The organism is Streptacidiphilus sp. P02-A3a, from assembly GCF_014084105.1.
Taxonomy (GTDB): domain Bacteria; phylum Actinomycetota; class Actinomycetes; order Streptomycetales; family Streptomycetaceae; genus Streptacidiphilus.
Genome location: NZ_CP048289.1, coordinates 5,168,102 through 5,188,404 on the forward strand (window position 1 = coordinate 5,168,102; position 20,303 = coordinate 5,188,404).

Annotated in this window: 2 protein-coding genes; both read left to right on the top strand. The window is 76.9% G+C overall.

Features of this window, described 5'->3' with window-relative positions; genetic code table 11:
- Positions 1–8 precede the first annotated feature (8 nt).
- Entirely contained in the window at positions 9–20,009 is a 20,001-nt protein-coding gene (locus GXP74_RS22545) for a non-ribosomal peptide synthase/polyketide synthase (protein WP_182453055.1), read from the top strand.
- Positions 20,010–20,071: 62 nt separating this feature from the next.
- The gene (locus GXP74_RS22550) at positions 20,072–20,275 is read left to right on the top strand and encodes an MbtH family NRPS accessory protein (protein ID WP_182453056.1); all 204 of its coding nucleotides are present in this window, start codon (positions 20,072–20,074) and stop codon (positions 20,273–20,275) included.
- The last annotated feature ends 28 nt before the right edge of the window (positions 20,276–20,303 follow it).

The following is a 20,303-nucleotide window of genomic DNA, read 5'->3' on the forward strand; positions in this document are numbered from 1 at the left end:
GCACGACCATGACGTCTTCCAAGCACGAGCGCGCCGAGGCCCTGCCCGCCGACCTGAGGGAGGCGCTGCGCCGTCGGCTCGCCGGACGGGCCGGGGGCGGGCCGGCCGCCGCCGACCGGTCCATCCCGCCGGTCGACCGCGGCGGTCCGCTGCCGCTCTCCTTCGTGCAGCAGCGGCTGTGGTTCCTGGACCGGCTGCGCCCCGGCGACCCGCGCTACAACAGCGCCGTCGCGGTGCGGTTCAGCGGACCGCTGGCGGTCGCGGCGCTGACCGCGGCGCTGACCCTGGTGGTGGCCCGGCACGAGTCGCTGCGCACGGTCTTCGAGGAGACCGACGGACAACCGGCGCAGACCGTCAGGGCGCCCGGTCCGGTGCCGCTCCCGGTCCGCGAGGCGACCGCGCCGCAGGAGCTGGACGCGACGCTGCTGGCGGAGTACTCCCGTCCGTTCGACCTGGCGCGGGGGCCGCTGCTACGGGCGGTGCTGGTGCGCGAGTCCGACGCCGCGCACGTGCTGCTGCTGACGGCGCACCACATCGTGACCGACGGCTGGTCGATGGGGGTGGTCCTGGACGAGCTGTGCACCGCCTACCAGGCCCTGGCCCGGGGCGCGGCGCCGGAGCTGCCGCCGGTGGCCACCCAGTACCCGGACTTCGCGGCGTGGCAGCGCGGGCAGCTGTCCGGGGCCCGCCTGGAGAAGCATCTCGCCTACTGGAAGGGCCAGTTGGCCGGGGCGGTGGCCACCGAGCCGCCGCTGGACCGGCCCCGGCGCGGCGCCGAGGCCGGTCCCGGCGCGGTCCACGAGTTCGCTGTCCCGGCCGCGCTGACCGCCCGGCTGCGGGAGCTGGCGACCGAGCAGCGCACCACCCTGTACACGGTCCTGGTCGCCGCCACCCAGGCGCTGCTGGCCCGCTGGTCGGGACGGGACGAGGTGACCGTCGGCTCGCTCACCTCCGGCCGGTCCCGCACCGACCTCGAACGGGCCGTCGGCTGCTTCGTCAACACGGTGGTGCTGCGCACCCCGGTCGCCCGGACCTGGTCCTTCCGGGAGCTGCTGACGGCCGCCGCGGTGACCGTCAACGACTCCTTCGCGCACGGCGACACGCCGTTCGAGCGACTGGTGGAGGCGGTGGGCGCGCCCCGGGAGGCGGGCCGCAACCCGCTGTTCGACGTGATGGTGCTGCTGCACCCGGCCCCGGCCGCCGCCCCCGCGCCGGACGGCCTGGACGTCTCCCCGGTGGCCGTGCCCCGGCAGGCCGCCACCTTCGACCTGAGCGTGGAGTTCGTGCCCGACGGCGACGGGCTGACCGGGCTGCTGGAGTACCGCAGCGACCTGTTCGACGCGTCCACCGCGCGGCGGACGGCCGAGCAGCTGCTGCGGCTGCTGACCGGCGCCGCCGCCGAGCCCGACCTGCCGCTGAGCGGCCTGCCGCTGCTCTCGGCGGCGGAGTCCCGCCGGATGACGCAGGACTGGAACGCCACCGCGCTGCCCGTCGAGCGGACCACCGTCGCCGAACTCGTGCAGCGCCGGGCGGCGTCCGCCCCCGGCGCGCTCGCCCTGGTCGCCGGGGCCGAGCGGCTGGACTACGCGACGCTCAACGCCCGTGCCAACCGGCTCGCCCACCACCTGATCTCCCTCGGCGCCGGGCCCGAGCGGCTGGTGGCGCTGCGGCTGCCGCGCACCGCCGACCTGGTGGTCGCGGTGCTCGCGGTCTGGAAGTCCGGCGCCGGGTACCTGCCGCTGGACCCGGCGCTGCCCGCCGAACGCGTCCGGTACCTGCTGGACGACGCCCGGCCGACGCTGGTCCTGGACGAGGCCGCGCTGCGCTCCGTCCCCGCGACCGCCCCGGACACCGACCCCGGCGACGCCGACCGGTCGGCCCCGGCGGACCCGGCGCACCCCGCGTACGTGATCTACACCTCCGGTTCCACCGGCCGCCCCAAGGGCGTCGCGGTACCGCAGCTCGCGCTGACGCACCTGCTGGCCGCGCACCGGGCGGGTTTCGTCGCCGACGCCGGGGGCGGCCCGCTGCGGGTGGCGCTGACCGCGTCCCTCTCCTTCGACACCTCGCTGGAGGGCCTGCTGCTGCTGGCCGACGGCCACCCGCTGCACCTGGTGGACGAGGTGACCCGGATGGACGCCGCCGCCCTGGTCGAGTACGTGGTCCGGCACCGCGTGGACTTCCTCGACCTGACCCCGTCCTACCTGGCGCAGCTGCTGCCGGCCGGGCTGCTCACCGATCCGCGCCACCGGCCCCGGGTGCTGATGCTCGGCGGCGAGCCGGTCGGCCCGCGCCTGTGGCGGGAGCTGGCCGGTCACCCGGAGGTGGCCGCGTACAACTTCTACGGCCCCACCGAGTGCACCGTCGACGCCCTGGCCTGCCGCATCGCCGACGGTGACCGCCCGCTGGTGGGGCGTCCGCTGCCGAACGTGCGGGCCTACGTCCTGGACGACCGGCTGCGCCCGGTGCCGCCGGGCATCGGCGGCGAGCTGTACCTGGCCGGCGCGCAGCTGGCCCGGGGGTACGCGGACCGCCCGGGGCTGACCGCCGCGCGGTTCCTGGCCGACCCGTTCGGCCCGGCCGGTACCCGCATGTACCGGACCGGCGACCTGGCCCGCTGGACCGCCGACGGACGCCTGGACTACCTCGGCCGCGCCGACGACCAGGTCAAGGTGCGCGGTCACCGGATCGAGCCGGGCGAGGTCGAGGCCGCGCTGCTGGACCTGCCGCAGGTCGCGGCGGCGGCGGTGGTGGCCGTGGCCGACGCGCACGGCCACGCCCGGCTGGCCGCCTACGTGGTGGCCGCCGCCGGGACCGCCCGGCCCACCGCCGGGTTGCGGTCCGCGCTGCGGCAGGTGCTGCCGGACCACCTGGTGCCGTCCGCCTTCACCGCGCTCGACGCGCTGCCGCTGACCACCAGCGGCAAGCTGGACCGCCGGGCGCTGCCCGCTCCCGACTTCCTCGGCGACGGGCGGGAGCGGGAGTACACCGCCCCGCGCACGCCCCAGGAGCAGACCCTGGCCGACATCTGGGCCGGGGTGCTCGGGGTGGCGCGGGTGGGCGTCAGCGACAACTTCTTCGAGCTGGGCGGCGACTCGATCCTGAGCATCCAGGCCGTCTCCCGGGCCCGCGCCGCGGGCCTGCGGATCGGCTCGGCCGACGTCTTCCGGCACCAGACCGTCGCCGACCTGGCCGCCGCCGCGGCGTACCGGACCACCGCCGAGGTCCCCGCCCCGCGACCGCACGACCCCGGCCCCGCGCCGCTGACCCCGGTCCAGGAGTGGTTCCTCGCCACCCACGACCCGCGCCGCCACTTCAGCATGTCGCTGCTGCTCGACCTGCCGCGCGAGCTCGACCGGCGGGCGCTGGAACAGGCGCTGCGGGCGGTGGCGACGCGGCACCCGGCGCTGCGCACCCGGTTCACCCGCACCGGGGACGGCTGGCGGCAGCTGCCGGTCCCGCTCCCCGCGGGCGAGCTGCTGAGCGGTCACGACCTGCCCGGCGGCGCCGATCCGGCGGACGTCCTGGCCGCCCGGCTGCGGGCCGCCGACGCCGCCCGGGCGGCGCTGGACCCGGCCACCGGCGCGCTGCTGCGCGCGGCGCTGCTGCCCGCGCCGCACGGCGCCCGGCCCCAGCTGTTCCTGACCGCCCACCACCTGGCCGTGGACAGCGTCTCCTGGCGGGTGCTGCTGGCCGACCTGGAACAGGCCTACCGGCAGGCGGCGGCGGGCGAGCCGCCACGGCTCGAACCCGAGCCCACGCCGTTCACCGACTGGGCCCGCCACCAGTCCGAGCGGGTGCGCGCCGGGGACCTCGACGACGACCTGCCGTACTGGACGGCCGAGGCCCTCGCCCCGCGCGCCCCGCTGCCGGTCGACCACCCCGGGGCTCCCCTCGGCGGCTCGGTGCGCACCGTCCGCAGCCGGGTGGACCGGGACACCACCGAGGCGCTGCTGCGCCGGGTGCCCGGGGCCTACCGGACCCAGGTCAACGACGTGCTGCTGAGCGCCCTGGGCCGGGTGCTCGCCGACTGGGCGGGCGCCGACCGGGTCACCGTCGCCCTGGAGGGCCACGGCCGGGAGGACCTGGGCGGCCCCGGCGCCGAGCACGCCGCCGCCGACCGGCCCGCTCCCGACCTGCCCGCGTTCGACCTGTCGCGGACCGTGGGCTGGTTCACCGCCCAGTACCCGGTGACCCTCGCCCCGGCCGGACCGGCCGGCGCGCCGGACTGGGCCGCCACCCTGAAGGCGGTCAAGGAGCGGCTGCGGGCCGTGCCCCGGCGCGGCCTGAGCTACGAGGCGCTGGCCCGCCTCGGCTCGCCCGATCCGTCCGCCCTGGCCCTGCGGGAGGTGCCGCTGCCGCAGGTGTGCTTCACCTACCACGGGCAGTGGACCGCCCCGGAGGGCGGCGACTTCGCCCCGGCCGGTGAGCCGCCGGGCCGGGACGCCGCCGACGACGAGCCGCTGGACCACCTGCTCGACGTGTCCGCGGCCGTGTCCGACGGCGAGTTGGAGATCACCTGGCACTACAGCGACCAGGTCCACCGGGCGGAGACGGTGCGCGGCCTGGCGGACGCCATGGTCGGCGCGCTGGGCGCCATCGTCCGCCACTGCGCCGGTCCGGACGCCGGTGGCCGCACCCCCTCCGACTTCCCGCTGGCCCGGCTCGACCAGGCCGCGGTGGACCGGCTGGCGGGCGACGGACGCGAGGTGGAGGACCTGCTGCCGCTCACCCCGCTGCAACAGGGCATGCTCTTCCACCGGCTGGTCGGCGGCGCTGACGACGTCTACGTCGACCAGGCCGGGCTGCTGCTGGAGGGGGTGAACGACCCCGACGCCCTGGCCGCCGCCTGGCAGCGGGTGACCGAGCGCACCCCCGCGCTGCGCACGTCGGTGGTCTGGGAGGGCGTGCCGGTGCCGCTACAGCGGGTGCACCGCGCGGTGCGGGTCCCGGTGACCCAGGTGGACCTGCGCGCCGTCGGCCCGGACGAGCGCGCCGAGCGGCTGGACCGGCTGCGCGCCGACGACCTGGCGCGGGGCCTGGACATCGGCACGGCGCCGCTGATGCGGCTCACCCTGGTCCGGCTGCCGGACGCCCGGCTGCACCTGCTGTGGACCTCGCACCACCTGATCCTGGACGGCTGGAGCCTGGCCCAGGTGCTGACCGACGTGTTCGCCGAGTACGCGGCGCTGACCACCGGCGCCGAGGCCCGACCGGCCGCCCGCCGGCCCTTCGGCGACTACGTCCGCTGGCTGGCCGAGCAGGACGCCGGGGCCGCCCGCGAGCACTGGCGCGGCGTCCTCGACGGCTTCGCCGGGCCGACCCCGCTGCCCGCCGACCGGGTCCGGCACGAGGTCCACCGGGGCCGCTCGGCGGAGCTGTACGCGGCCGGGCTCTCGGACGAGGCCTCCGAGCGGCTGGCGCGCGGCGCCCGGCGGGCCGGGCTGACGCTCGGTACCGTCGTCCAGGGCGCCTGGGCGCTGCTGCTGTCCCGCTACAGCGGCGAGTCGGACGTGCTGTTCGGGACCACCGTCTCCGGCCGCCCGGACGACCTGCCCGGCGCCGAGTCGATGATCGGCATGTTCATCAACACCCTGCCCACCCGGGTCCGGGTGGACGCCGACCGGACCGCCGCCGAGTGGCTCGCGGAGCTCCAGGCGGCGCAGGCCGAGGCACGGCGCTTCGCGGCCGTGTCGCTGGCCGAGCTGACCGGCCTCAGCGAGGTGCCGTCCGGCGGCGTGCTGTTCGACAGCATGGTCGCCTTCGAGAACTACCCCTTCGACCAGACCGGCGCGGCGGGCTCCGGTGTCCGGCTGGCCGACGTCTCCTCCCGCGACGCCACCAACTACCCGCTGGTGCTGCGGGCCTACCAGGGCGAGCGCTTCGGCTTCGACCTCGGCTACGACGCCGCGCTGTTCGACGCGGCGACCGTGCGGACCCTCGCCGACCGGCTGTGCCTGCTGCTCACCGAGCTGGCCGACGACCTCGACCGCCCGCTGCGGGCCCTGGCCTGGACCACCGCCGAGGAGCGGCGGCGGATCCTGGTCGACTGGAACGGGACCGCCCAGGGACGGCCCGAGCAGACCCTGGTGGACCTGTTCGAGGCCCAGGCCGCGCGCACGCCCCGGGCCGAGGCCGTCAGCTGCGGTCAGGACCGGCTCGACTACGCCACGCTGGACGCCCGGGCCAACCGGCTGGCCCACCGGCTGGCCGAACTCCGGGCCGCCCCCGAGCAGTTCGTGGCCCTGGCGCTGCCCCGCTCGGTCGGCCTGGTGGTGGCCGTGCTGGCGGTGCTCAAGACCGGCGCGGCCTACCTGCCGGTCGACCCTCGGCTACCGGCCGAGCGGATCGCCCGACTGCTGCGCGACGCCGGACCGGTGGCGCTGGTGACGGTCACCGGCGCGGCCGGGGCGGCCGGGGACACCGGCCTGCCGGTGCTGTCGCTGGACGACCCGGAGGTCCGCGCCGACCTGGCCCGGCGTCCGCTGACCGGGCCCGACCCGGCCCGCCGCCCGCTGCCGGAGAGCCCCGCCTACGCCATCTTCACCTCCGGATCCACCGGCGTCCCCAAGGGCGTGGTGATCCCCCACGCCAACGTGGTGCGGCTGTTCGGCCGGACCCAGGACTGGTTCGGCTTCGGCGCCGACGACGTGTGGACGCTGTTCCACTCGTACACCTTCGACTTCTCGGTGTGGGAGCTGTGGGGTCCGCTGCTGCACGGCGGCCGACTGGTGGTCGTGCCGGACGACACCGCCCGCTCGCCGGAGGACTTCCTGCGGCTGCTCGCGGACGAGCGGGTCACCGTGCTCAACCAGACCCCGTCCGCGTTCTACCAGCTGATCCGCGCGGACGCGGAGCACCCCGAGCTGGGCGACCGGCTGGCGCTGCGCACGGTGGTCTTCGGCGGTGAGGCGCTGGACGTGGCCCGGCTCACCGCCTGGTACGCCCGGCACCCGGACACCGGGCCGCGCCTGGTGAACATGTACGGCATCACCGAGACCACGGTGCACGTCACCTACGCCCCGCTGGACCGCGCCACCGCCCGGCGCGGCGGCGCCGGACCGATCGGCACCGGCATCCCGGACCTGCGGGTGTACCTGCTCGACGACCGACTGGCGCCGGTTCCCCCGAGCGCGGTGGGCGAGCTGTACGTGGCCGGTGCGGGCCTGGCCCGCGGCTACCTGAACCGTCCCGGGCTGACCGCGACCCGGTTCCCGGCCGACCCGTTCGGGCCGCCCGGCACCCGCATGTACCGCACCGGCGACCTGGGCCGGTGGCGGTCCGACGGCACCCTGGAGTACCTGGGCCGGGCCGACCAGCAGGTCAAGATCCGGGGCTACCGGATCGAGCCCGGCGAGATCGAGGCGGCGCTGCACACCCACCCGGGCGTGGCCGCCGCCGCCGTCGGCGTCCACCAGGACGCCGCGGGCACCCGCCGGCTGGTGGCGCACGTCGTCGTCGGCGGCGCCGAGCCGCCGTCCGCCGCCGAGCTGCGCGGGCACCTGGAGCGGCTGCTGCCCGGGTACATGGTGCCCGCCGCCTACGTCCCGGTACCGGCCCTGCCGCTCACCGGCAACGGCAAGCTCGACCGGCGCGCCCTGCCCGCGCCGGGCCCGGACGGCTTCGCCTCGGGCCGGAACCGCACCGCCCCGCGCACCCTCTCCGAACAGCTGGTCGCCGCGGCCTGGACCGGTGTCCTGGACACCGGCGAGGTCGGCGCCGAGGACGACTTCTTCGCCCTCGGCGGCGACTCCATCCTCGCCATCCGGGTCACCGCCCGGCTGCGCGCGGCGTTCGGCCCGGACGTCTCGCCCCGGCTGCTGTTCACCCATCCCAGGCTGGCCGACCTGGCCGCCGCCCTCGGGGAGCCGACCGGGGACGACCGTCCCTCGGCCGACGCGATCCGGGCGGCGGACCCGGACGCCGAGCCGCCGCTGTCGTACGCCCAGCAGCGGCTGTGGTTCCTCGACCGCTTCGAGCCCGGCAGCGCCGAGTACACCACCCTGTCCGTGCTGCGGCTGCGCGGCGCGCTGGACACCGGCGCGCTGCGCCGCGCGCTGGACGGCCTGGTCGCCCGGCACGAGGCGCTGCGGACCGCCTTCGCCGAGCGGGACGGGCGCGCGCGGCAGCTGGTGCACCCGCCGCAGCCGGTCGAACTGGTCCGGGACGACCTGGTCGGCGCGCCCCCGACCGCCCTCGACGCGCTGCTGGAGCGGGTCGCGGCCACCCCCTTCGACCTGTCCGTCGGGCCGCTGCTGCGGGCCCGGCTGGCCCGGCTGGCCGACGACGAGCACGTGCTGGTGCTGGCCGTGCACCACATCGCCGCCGACGGCTGGTCCCTCGGCGTACTGGGCCGGGACCTGGGCGAGCTGTACGCGGCGGCGCGCGAGGACCGCCGCCCGGAGCTGCCCGCGCTGCCGGTGCGGTACACCGACTACGCGGCCTGGCAGCGCGCCCGCACCGACCGCGCCGAGGCCGACCTGGCGCACTGGCGCCGGGTGCTGGACGGCATGGTCCCGCTGGAGCTGCCCACCGACCGGCCGCGCCCGGCGCTGCGCACCCGGGACGGGGCGCTGCTGACCTTCACCCTGCCGGCCGCGCTCACCGAACGGCTGCGCGAGCGCGGCCGGGAGTCCGAAACCACGCTCTACACCACTTTATTGACGGCCTGTCAGATTCTGCTCTCGCGCTGGTCCGGCCAGCAGGACGTCACCGTCGGCACCGTCGCCTCCGGCCGCGAGCGGCCCGAACTGGGCGACCTGGTCGGCATGTTCGTCAACACCCTGGTACTCCGCGCCCAGGTGCGCCCGGAGTTGACGTTCCGTCAACTACTGGCGGAGTCGCGGGAGACGGTGCTGGACGCGACCGCCCACCAGGAGGTGCCCTTCGAACGGCTGGTGGACGTCCTCCAGTCGGAGCGGGACACCAGCCGCACCCCGCTGTTCCAGGTGATGGTGGCGCTGCACAACCTCGGCGCCGAGGCGCCCCGGCTGCCGGGCCTGGACGTGGAGCCGGTGGCCCCGCCGATCCGCAGCGCCACCTTCGACCTCGCCTTCGACTTCGTCGAGCGCGACCAGGGCCTGACCGGCTACCTGGAGTACAGCACCGGCCTGTTCGACGCGGACACCGCCGAGCGCCTGGCCGCCCGGCTGCGGCTGCTGCTGGAGGCCGCGGCCGAGGACCCGGACACCGCCGTCGGCGCCCTGCCGCTGATGACCGCCGACGAGCGACGGCAGGTGCTCCGCTGGGGCCTGGGCGAGCGGCTGCCCGGCCCGGACACCACCTTCCCGGCCCTGTTCGAGGCGCAGGCCGCGCGCACCCCGCAGGCCACCGCGCTGGTCGCCCGGGACGCCACCCTCGACTTCGCCGCCCTCAACGGGCGCGCCAACCAGCTCGCCCGGCACCTGGTCGCCCAGGGCGCCGGACCCCAGGACGTGGTCGCGGTCCGGCTGCCGCGCACCTCGGAGCTGCTGGTGGCGCTGTTCGCGGTGCTCAAGGCGGGGGCCACGCTGCTCTGCCTGGATCCGGAGCTGCCCGAGGAGCGGGCCGCCCACCTGCTCCAGGACGCCCGGCCGCGGACACTGCTGACGGCGGACACGCTGCGCGCGGTCCCGTGGCAGCGGCTGCCCGGGCACGACCTCACCGACGCCGAGCGGACCCGACCGCTGCTGCCGCAGCACACCGCCTACATCGTCTACACCTCGGGCTCCACCGGCCGCCCCAAGGGCGTCGCGGTGGAACACCGGCAGCTGGTCAACCTCTGCCAGGACCACCGCGAGTGGCTGGTCACGCCGCACACCGGGGAAGGGGAGCGGCTGCGGGCCGCGCTCAGCGCCTCGTTCTCCTTCGACACCAGCTGGGAGGGCCCGGTCCTGCTCGCGCTCGGCCAGCAGGTCCACCTCATCGACGAGGACGTCCGGCTGGACCCGGCGGCGTTCTGCGCGCAGGTCCGCGAACAGCGCCTGGACCTGGTCAACGTCACCCCGTCCTTCCTGCGTGAACTCACCTCCGCCGGGCTGCTCGGGCCGGACCGGCACCGCCCCCGGCTGCTGCTGGTCGGCGGCGAGGCCGTCTCCGCCGCCGTCTGGCCGGAGCTGTGCGCGGCGCGGGACCTCGGCGTCACCGTCCACAACGTCTACGGGCCCACCGAGTGCACCGTCGACGCGGTCTACGCCCGCTGCGCCGACCACCCCGACCGGCCGGTGATCGGCCGTCCCGGCCGCAACCTGCGGGCCTACGTGCTCGACGGCGCGCTGCGGCCGGTGCCGTCCGGGGTGCCGGGTGAGCTGTACCTGGCCGGGGCGCAGGTGGCCCGCGGCTACCTGAACCGGCCCGGGCTGACGGCCACCCGCTTCCTGGCCGACCCCTTCGGGGAGCCCGGGGACCGGATGTACCGCACCGGCGACCTGGCCCGGTGGGACGCGCACGGGCTGCTGGAGTTCCTCGGCCGGGCCGACGAGCAGGTCAAGATCCGCGGGTTCCGGATCGAGCCCGGCGAGGTGGAGGCGGCCCTGCTGGAGCACCCGGACCTGGCCGACGCCGTGGTCACCGCCCGCGAGCACGCCGGGCGGCTGATGCTGGTCGGCTACCTGGTGCCGGTGGCCGACCGGATGCCGTCGGCCGACGAGCTCCGGGCCCGGCTGCGGCGGACGCTGCCGGACTACCTGGTGCCCGCCGCGTTCGTACCGCTGGCCCGGATCCCGCGCACCACCAGCGGCAAGACCGACCGGCGCGCGCTGCCCGCGCCGCCCGCCCAGCCCGACAGCGGCAGCGGGTACCAGCGGCCCCGGCCCGGTACCGAGGAACTGCTCGCGGCGATCTGGGCCGAGGTACTGGGCGTGGCCCGGGTCGGCGCCCGGGACAACTTCTTCGCGCTCGGCGGCGACTCCATCCTCAGCATCCAGATCGTCTCCCGCGCCCGCGCCGCCGGTCTCGCGCTCAGCACCAAGGACGTCTTCCGGCACCAGAGCGTGGCCGAGCTGGCGCTGCGGGTCGGCGAGGCCCCGGCGCGCCCGGCCCCGGGCGCCGACACGCCGCCCGGCGAGGCGCCGCTGACCCCGATCCAGCACTGGTACCTGGACGGCCGCCGCCCGGGCGACCCGCTGCGCTTCAGCATGACCCAGCGGCTGGAACTCGCCCCCGGCACCGACCGGTCGGCGCTGCACCGGGCGGTGCGGGCGCTGGTCCAGCGGCATCCGGCGCTGCGCACCCGCTTCCGCCACGGCGAGTCGGGCTGGCGGCAGGAGGTGTCGGCGCGGGCCCCGGAGGACGTGTTCAGCCGCCACGAGGTGGCCGGTCCGGACGCCGCCGCCCTGGCCGCCGAGGTGCACCGGGCCACCGACGCGGCCCAGGCCGCGCTCGACCCCGCCACCGGCCGGATGCTCCGGGTGCTGCTCTTCGAGCGCGGCGACGGGCAGCCGGACCAGCTCGTGATCACCGTCCACCACCTGGCGGTGGACGGCGTCTCCTGGCGGATCCTGCTGGCCGACCTGGAACAGGCGTACCGGACGGTCCTGGCCGGGGGGACGGTCGAACCGCTCCCGGCGGGCACCTCCTACGGCCGCTGGGCCACCAGGCTGGCCGAGCACACCCGCTCCGGCGCGCTGGACGCCGACCTGGGGCACTGGACCCGCACCGGCGCCGCCCCGGCCGCGCTGCCCGCCGGACGGCCCGGCGCGAACACCCACGGCGGCGCCGCCACCGTCACCGTGACGCTGACGGCGGAGACCACCGACGCGCTGCTCCGCCAGGTCCCCGAGGTCTACCGGACGCAGGTCAACGACGTCCTGCTGAGCGCCCTGGGCCGGACCCTGGCCCGCTGGTGCGACCGCGACACGGTCCTGGTGGCGGTGGAGGGGCACGGCCGCGAGGACCTCTTCGAGGACGTCGACCTGTCCCGCACCGTGGGCTGGTTCACCGCCGAGTTCCCGCTCGCGCTGAGCGTCGCACCCGACGCCGACTGGCGGCGCACCCTCCGCTCGGTCAAGGAGCAGCTGCGCGCCGTCCCGCTGCACGGGCTCAGCCACGGCGCGCTGCGCCACCTGCGGCCGGACAGCCCGCTGGCCGGTGCGGCGGTCCCCGAGGTCGGCTTCAACTACCACGGCCAGTGGGACGCCGGGGGCGCCGGTGCGGACCCGGCGGGCCTGTACCGGGCCGCGCTGCCCCCGGTCGGCCGCGACACCGATCCCGGGGAGCCCCGCCCCTACCTGCTCGACATCACCGGAGTCGTCCAGCGGGGACGCCTGGAACTGGGCTGGACCTATCCGCCGGACGTCTACGACGAGGCCGTCGTCCGCGGCCTGGCCGAGGAGATGCGCGCCGCGCTGGGCGAGATCGTGGCGCACTGCGCCGACCCCGGGACCGGCGGCCGGACGCCGTCCGACTTCCCGCTGGCCCGGCTGGACCAAGCGGCCCTGGACCGGCTGGTCGGCGACGGGCGGGAGGTGGCGGACGTGCTGCCGCTGACCCCGTTGCAGTCCGGCATGCTCTTCCACGGCCTGGTCGACACCGAGGGCGCCTACTTCGACCGGACCGTGGTCCGGCTGACCGGGGTGGCCGACCCCCGGGCGTTCGCCGACGCCTGGCAGCGGGTCGCCGACCGCACCCCGGCGCTGCGCACCAGCGTGCACTGGCGGGGCCTGCCGCACCCGGTGCAACTGGTGCACCGGCACGCCGAGTTGCCGGTCACCCAGCTGGACTGGCGGCGGCTGGCGCCGGAGCGGCGGGCGGAGCGGACCGAGCGGCTGCTGGCCGCCGACCGCGCCGCGGGCATGGAGCTGACCGCCGCGCCGCTGACCCGGCTCGCCCTCGCCGCGCTGCCCGGCGACGAGGTGCTGCTGCTCTGGTCCACCCACCACCTGATCCTGGACGGCTGGAGCACCGGGCAGTTGCTCACCGAGGTCTGCGCCGAGTACGCCGCGGCGACCGGCGCCCCGCGGGACCCCGCCCCGGCGCGGCGGCCGTTCGCGGACTTCCTGCGCTGGCTGGACGAGCAGGACGACGCCGCGGCCGAGGCGCACTGGGCCGACGAGCTGACCGGCTTCCGCGCGCGCACCCCGCTGCCGTTCGACCGCAGGCCCGCGCAGGCGCACCGGGCCCGTTCCACCGCCGCCGTCCACCACGAGCTCGACCGGGCGGTCTCCGGGCGGCTGCGGGAGACCGCCGCCGGTGCCGGACTGACCGTCAACACCGTGCTGGAGGGGGCCTGGGCGCTGCTGCTGGCGCGCTACGGCGGCGCCGCCGACGTGGTGTTCGGCACCACCGTGTCCGGTCGCCCGGCGGAGCTGCCCGGTGTCGAGTCGATGATCGGCATGTTCATCAACACCGTGCCGACCCGGGTCCGGATCCCGGCCGGGGGCGTCCTGCCCTGGCTGCGGGAGCTGCAGGAGCGGCAGAGCGACAGCCGCCGCTTCGACCACCTGGCGCTCTCCCGGATCCAGGCGCTGAGCGGTGTGCCCAGCGGCGAGCCGCTGTTCGACAGCATGCTGGTGTTCGAGAACTATCCGGTCGACGAGTCGGCCCTGGCCGCCAGCGGGGTGGCGGTCGCGGAGGTGCGCGCCGACGACGCCACCACCTTCCCCTGGTGCCTGCGCGCCCACCTGGCCGAGCAGCTGGGCTTCGACCTGGCGTACGACCCGGCGCTGTTCGACCGCGCCACCGTGGAGCGGGCGGCCGACCGGCTGGCCGCGCTGCTCACCGCCCTGGCCGACGGCCTCGACGGCGACCTGCGCGAGCTCGACCCGCTCAGCCGGGCCGACCGGGAGCTGCTGGCGTCCTGGAACACCACCGCCCGTCCGGCGGCCCCGCGCAGTCCGCTGCGGGTCTTCGCGGAGCAGGTCCGGCGGACCCCAGACGCGACGGCGCTGCGGAACGGCGACCGGGAGCTGAGCTACCGCCAGCTGGCCGACTGGTCGGACCGCCTGGCCGAGCGGCTGCTGGCCGAGGGCCTGGCGGCCGAGGGCCGGGTGGCGCTGCTGATGGACCGCTCGACGCAGCTCGTGGTGGCCCAGCTGGGCGTGCTCAAGGCGGGTGGCGCCTACCTGCCGGTGGACACCAGGGCCCCCGAGGAACGCCGCCGGGCGCTGCTCCGGCAGGCGGACGCCGGGGTCTCGCTCACCGCCGCGCGGGTCGACGCCGCCCGCACCGACCCGCCCGCCGCCGCCCCCCGCGCCCTGCCCGAGGTGGACGGGGACCGGTTGGCGTACGTGATGTTCACCTCCGGCTCCACCGGGCAGCCCAAGGCGGTGGCGGTCCGGCACCGCGACGTGGCCGCGCTGGCCACCGACAGCCGCTTCGCCGACGGCTCCTGCGCCCGGGTGCTGCTGCACTCGCCGGTGGCCTTCGACGCCGCCACCTTCGAGGTGTGGGCGCCGCTGCTGAACGGCGGCTGCGTGGTGGTCGCCCCGGACGCGGCGGTGGACGCGGCGCTGCTGCGGCGGCTGACCGCCGAGGGGCTGACCGCGCTGTGGCTGACCGCCGGGCTCTTCCGGCTGCTGGCCCAGGACGCGCCGGACTGCTTCCGCGGCCTGCGCCGGCTGTGGACCGGCGGCGACGTGGTGCCCGCCGCCGCCGTGCGCCGGGTCCTCGCCGCCTGCCCGGGGCTGACCGTGGTGGACGGCTACGGCCCCACCGAGACCACGACCTTCGCGACCGCCTGCGTCCTCGCCGACGCGGCCGCCGTGCCCGACCCGGTGCCCATCGGCCACCCGCTGGACGACCTGCGGGTGCACGTCCTCGACGCCCGGCTGCGGCCGGTCCCGCCGGGCTGCGCCGGGGAGCTGTTCGTGGCCGGGGAGGGCGTGGCCCGCGGCTACCTGGGCCGGACCGGCGAGACCGCGGCGCGCTTCCTGGCCGACCCCTGGGGCCCGCCCGGCGCCCGCATGTACCGCACCGGGGACCTGGCCCGGCGGCGGCCGGACGGGACCGTCGAGTTCCTGGGCCGCGCGGACGAGCAGGTGAAGATCCGCGGCTTCCGGGTGGAGCCCGGCGAGGTGGAGGCCGCGCTCGCGGCGCACCCGGAGGTCACCGACGTGGCCGTGCTCGCCCGGGCGGACCGGCCGGGCGGCCGACGGCTGGTGGCCTACGTGGTCGGTCCGGCCGGGCACGACCTGGAGGGGCTGCGCGCGTTCGCGGCCCGCGCCCTGCCCGACTACCTCGTCCCCGCCGCCTTCGTCCCGCTCGCGGCGCTGCCGCTGAGCGGCAACGGCAAGGTCGACCGGGCGGCCCTGCCGACGCCGTCCGCGGACCGGGACGCCGGGCGGCCGGAGCCGGTGGCGCCGCGCACCGAGGCCGAGCGCCGCACCGCCGAGGTCTTCGGGGAGGTCCTGGGCATCCGGCCGCCCGGGGTCGAGGACAGCTTCTTCCAGCTGGGCGGCGACTCCATCCTCAGCATCCGGCTGGCCTCCCGGCTGGCCGAGGCGTTCGACACGGAGCTGACCCCGCGGGCGGTGTTCACCCACCCCACGCCGACCGGGCTGGCCCGGCTGCTCACCGAACAGCGGTCCCGACCGGGGCTCCCGCCCGTCGTCCCGGTCGCCGGGGACGGCGCGGCGCCGATGTCGTACGCCCAGCAACGGCTGTGGTTCCTGGAGGAGTTCGCGCCGGGCAGCAGCGAGTACGTGACCGCGCTGGCGCTGCGGCTGCGCGGCCCACTGGACCGCGACGCGCTCGCCGCCGCGCTGCGGGCGCTGGTCGAGCGGCACGAGTCGCTGCGCACCACCTTCGACGACGTCGACGGGCAGGGCGTCCAACTGGTCCACCCGCCGCGGCAGGTTCCGCTGCCCTCGCACGACCTGTCCCGGCAGGCCGGGGAGCGGCAGGCGGCGGCGCTGCGGCAGGTGCTCGCCGAGGAGCGCGCCCACCGCTTCGACCTGCGCCGGGGGCCGCTGCTGCGCACCGCCCTGGTCCGGCTCGCCGACGACGACCAGGTGCTGCTGCTGACCCTGCACCACATCGTCACCGACGGCTGGTCGACCTCCGTGCTGCTGACCGACCTGGCGCAGCTCTACCGCGCCGCGCTCGACCACGAGCAGCCGCCGCTGCCGCCGCTGCCGGTGCAGTACGCCGACTACGCGCACTGGCAGCGCACCGTGGGCCGTGCCGACGAGCAACTCGACTACTGGCGCCAGCAGTTGGCGGGCAGTCAGCCACTGCGGCTGCCGACCGACCGGCCCCGCCCGCAGGTGCGCACCAGCAACGCGGCCACCGCGCGGCTGACGGTACCGGCGCGGACCGCCCGCCGACTGGCCCAGGTCGGCCGGCGGCAGGGGGTCACCCTGTTCACCACCCTGGTCGCCGCCGCCCAGGCCTACCTGGCCCGGCTCAGCGGCGACGGCGACATCGCGGTCGGCACCGTCACCTCCGGCCGCGACCGGGCCGAGATCCAGCGCCTGGTCGGGTTCTTCGTCAACACCCTGGTGCTGCGCTCGCGGGTCGAGCCGGAACAGCCCTTCACCGCCTTCCTCTCCGACGTGGGGCGGACGGTCCTGGAGGCCTTCGACCACCAGGACGTCCCGTTCGAGCGGGTGGTGGACGAGCTGCACCCGGTCCGGGACACCAGCCGCAGTCCGCTCTTCCAGGTCATGGTCGTGCTGCAGAACACCCCGGCGGCCGACCTGGCGCTGCCGGGCCTGGAGGTCACCGACGTCGAGACCGAGCTGGAGCAGGCGGCGTTCGACCTCACCCTGGAGTTCGCCGGGACGGACTCCGGCGCGCTGCACGGCCTGGTCACCTACAACACCGACCTGTTCGACGCGGCCACCGCCGAGCGGATGGCCGACCAGCTCGGCGCGCTGCTGGCCGCCATCGCGGAGGATCCGGAGCGTGCCGTCGGCGCGCTCCCGCTGACCGCCGACGACGAGCTGAAGGCCCTGCTGGAGCAGGCCCACGGGACCTTCCGGCCGGTGCCGGAGGCGACCCTGCCGCAGCTGTTCGAGCGGCAGGCGGCGCGCACCCCCGACGCGCCGGCGCTGCTGGACGGCGGCCGGGAGCTGACCTACGCGGAGCTCGACCTGGCCGCCAACCGGCTGGCCCACCGGCTCATCCGGCGCGGCGCCGGACCGGAGCGGCTGGTCGCGCTGGCGCTGCCCCGGGGCGCGGCGGCGGTGGTGGCGCAGCTGGCCGTGGCCAAGGCCGGTGCCGCCTTCCTGCCGGTGGACCCGGACTATCCGGCGCGGCGGCGGGAGTTCATGGTCCGCGACTCCGGCGCCCGGTTGGTGCTGGCCGACCCGGCCGAGGTGTGGCTCGCGGACGGGCCGGTGACCGCGCCCACGGACGCCGACCGCGCGTCCGCGCTGACGCCCGGCCACCCCGCCTACGTGATCTACACCTCCGGTTCCACCGGCACGCCCAAGGGCGTGGTGGTGACCCACCGCGGACTGGCGGACTTCGCCGCCGCGGCGGCCGAGCGGTACGCCGCCGGTCCCGGCGACCGGGTGTTGCAGTTCGCCTCGCCCAGCTTCGACGCCTCGGTGCTGGAGCTGTGCGTCTCGCTGCTCAGCGGTGCGGCGCTGGTCACCGGCGAGGAGGGGCCGCTGGTCGGCGAGCGGCTGGCCGAGGTGCTCGCCGACCGGCGGATCAGCCACACGCTGATCCCCCCGGCGGTGCTGGCCACCGTGGCGCCGGAGACCGCGGCGGCGCTGCCGGACCTGCGCACCCTGATCGTCGGCGCCGAGGCCTGCCCGGCCGACCTGGTCGGCGTCTGGGCCCCGGGGCGCCGGATGGTGAACTCGTACGGCCCCACCGAGGCCACCGTGGTCGCCACCTGGACCGGCCCGCTGGCGCCGGGCGCCGGAGCGCCGCCGATCGGCCGCCCGGCCGCCGACACCCGCGGGTACGTCCTCGACACCGCCCTGCGGCCGGTCCCGGCGGGCGTGACCGGGGAGCTGTACCTGGCCGGTCCCGGCCTCGCCCGCGGCTACCTGGGCCGACCGGGCCTGACCGCCCAGCGTTTCCTGGCCGACCCCTTCGGCGGCGACGGCGGCGGGCGGATGTACCGCACCGGCGACCTGGTCCGCCGCGACGCCGACGGTGACCTGCGCTTCGTCGGCCGCGCGGACGACCAGGTCAAGCTGCGCGGCTTCCGGCTGGAGCCGGGGGAGATCGAGAGCGCGCTGCGCCGCAGCCCGCTGCTGCGCGACGCGGTGGTCGCGGTACGGACCGACGCCCCCGGGGACGGGACAGCGGCGGCGTCCGGACGGCTGGTGGCCTACGTGGTCCTGGCCGACGGGTCCGCGCCGGGCCCGGTGCCGGTCGCCGAGCTGCGGGCGCACCTGTCCGGGCTGCTGCCGCCGCACATGGTCCCGTCGGTGTTCGTGCCGTTGCGGCGGCTGCCGCTGACCCCGAACGGCAAGACCGACCGGCGGGCGCTGCCCGAGCCCGGCCCCGCGGCGACCACCCCCGCCGGGCCGAGGGTCGAGCCGCGCACCGACACCGAGCGCCGGATCGCCCGGATCTGGGGCGACGTCCTGGGCATCGAGGGGATCGGCGCCGACGACAACTTCTTCGTCCTCGGCGGCGACTCGATCCTCAGCATGCAGGTGGTCTCCCGGCTGCGCCGGGACGGCCTGCACCTGGCCACCCGGGACCTGTTCGCGCACCAGACCGTGGCCGAACTGGCCGCCGTGGTGCGCACCGCCCCGCAGCGCGGCGGGGACGGGCCGGTGACCGGCGCGGTGCCGCTCACCCCGATCCAGGAGTGGTTCCTGACCACCCCGCGCGCCGCCCACCCGCACTTCAACCAGTCGACGCTGCTGGAGCTCGGCGCCACCCCCGACCCCCGGGCGCTGGCCGCCGCCCTGGACGCGCTGCTGGAGCACCACGACGCGCTGCGCCTGCGGTTCACCCGGGACGAGGACGGCTGGCACCAGTTCAACCCGCCACCGGCCGCCGCGCCCGACCTGCTGGTCCACCACGACCTGCGCGGGCGGAACGCCGAGGACGCCGAGGCCGCCATGGTCCGGACCGCCGACCAGCTGCACGCCGGGTTCGACCTGGCCCACGGTCCGCTGCTGCGCGCGGCCCTGTTCACCGGCGACCCCGACCGGCCCGCCTTCCTGCTGCTGGTCGCCCACCACCTGGTCGTCGACGCCGTCTCCTGGCGGATCCTGCGCGACGACCTGGAGAGCGCCTACCAGCAGGCGGCGCGGGGCGAGCCGATCAGCCTCGGCGAGCGCGGCACCTCCTTCCGGGACTGGGCGCTGAAGCTCCGGGCCCATGTCGCCGAGGGCGGCCTGGACCACGAACTGCCCTACTGGGAGCAGGCGGTGACCGCCGGTCCGGGGACTCCGGAGCACCCGGTCGGCGCGGTTCCGGCCGAGACCGCGGCGGTGACCGTGGAACTGGACGCGGCGGACACCGAGGCCCTGCTGCGGGCCGCGCCGACGGCCTACCGCACCCGCGTCAACGACGTACTGCTCGCCGCGCTCGCCCTGGCCCTGGCCCGCTGGACCGGGCAGCGGCGGGTGCGCCTGGACCTGGAGGGGCACGGCCGGGAGGACCTGCTCGACGGCGTGGACCTGTCCCGCACCGTCGGCTGGTTCACCACCGTCCACCCGGTCGCCTTCGAGGTCGCCGATCCGGACGACCTCGGCCCGGACCGCGACTGGCGCGCGCTGGTCAAGTCGGTGCGTCGGCAGCTGCGCGCGGTGCCCGGCAACGGCCTGGGCTTCGGTGCCCTGCGCAGCTTCGGCCCGCCCGAGGTCCGCGAGCGGCTGGCGGCCGGGGTCCCCGGACAGGTGGTCTTCAACTACCTCGGCCAGTGGGACGCCCGCCCGGACGCCGCCGACAGCGGACTGGTGCGGGCCGAGCACGGCTCCCTCGGCCAGGACCACGACCCCCGGGACGGCGGCTCGCACCTGGTGGAGGTGGTGGGCGCGGTGCAGCACGGCCGCCTCGCCTTCAGCTGGCACCACCGCCCCGCCGTCCACGACACCGCCACCGTGAGCCGGGTGGCCGAGGAGTTCGCCGAGGCGCTGCGCCGGATCGCCCGGCACGCCCGAGGGGGCAGCTGACCACCCGACCCCGACCCCGACCCCGACCACCACGACCACCACCGACGACGGAGGAACGAGAGATGGACGAGAACACCCGCTACCAGGTGCTGCGCAACGACGAGGAGCAGTACTCGCTGTGGCCGACGGACGTCGAGGTGCCCGCGGGCTGGCAGCCCGTCGGCAAGGAGGGCTCCGAGGCGGAGTGCTCCGCCTACGTCGACGAGGTCTGGACCGACATGCGCCCGCGCAGCCTGCGCGAGCGCATGGAGAACGCCGGGGCCTGACCGCCCGGGGCGGGGGCGCCGACCGGCG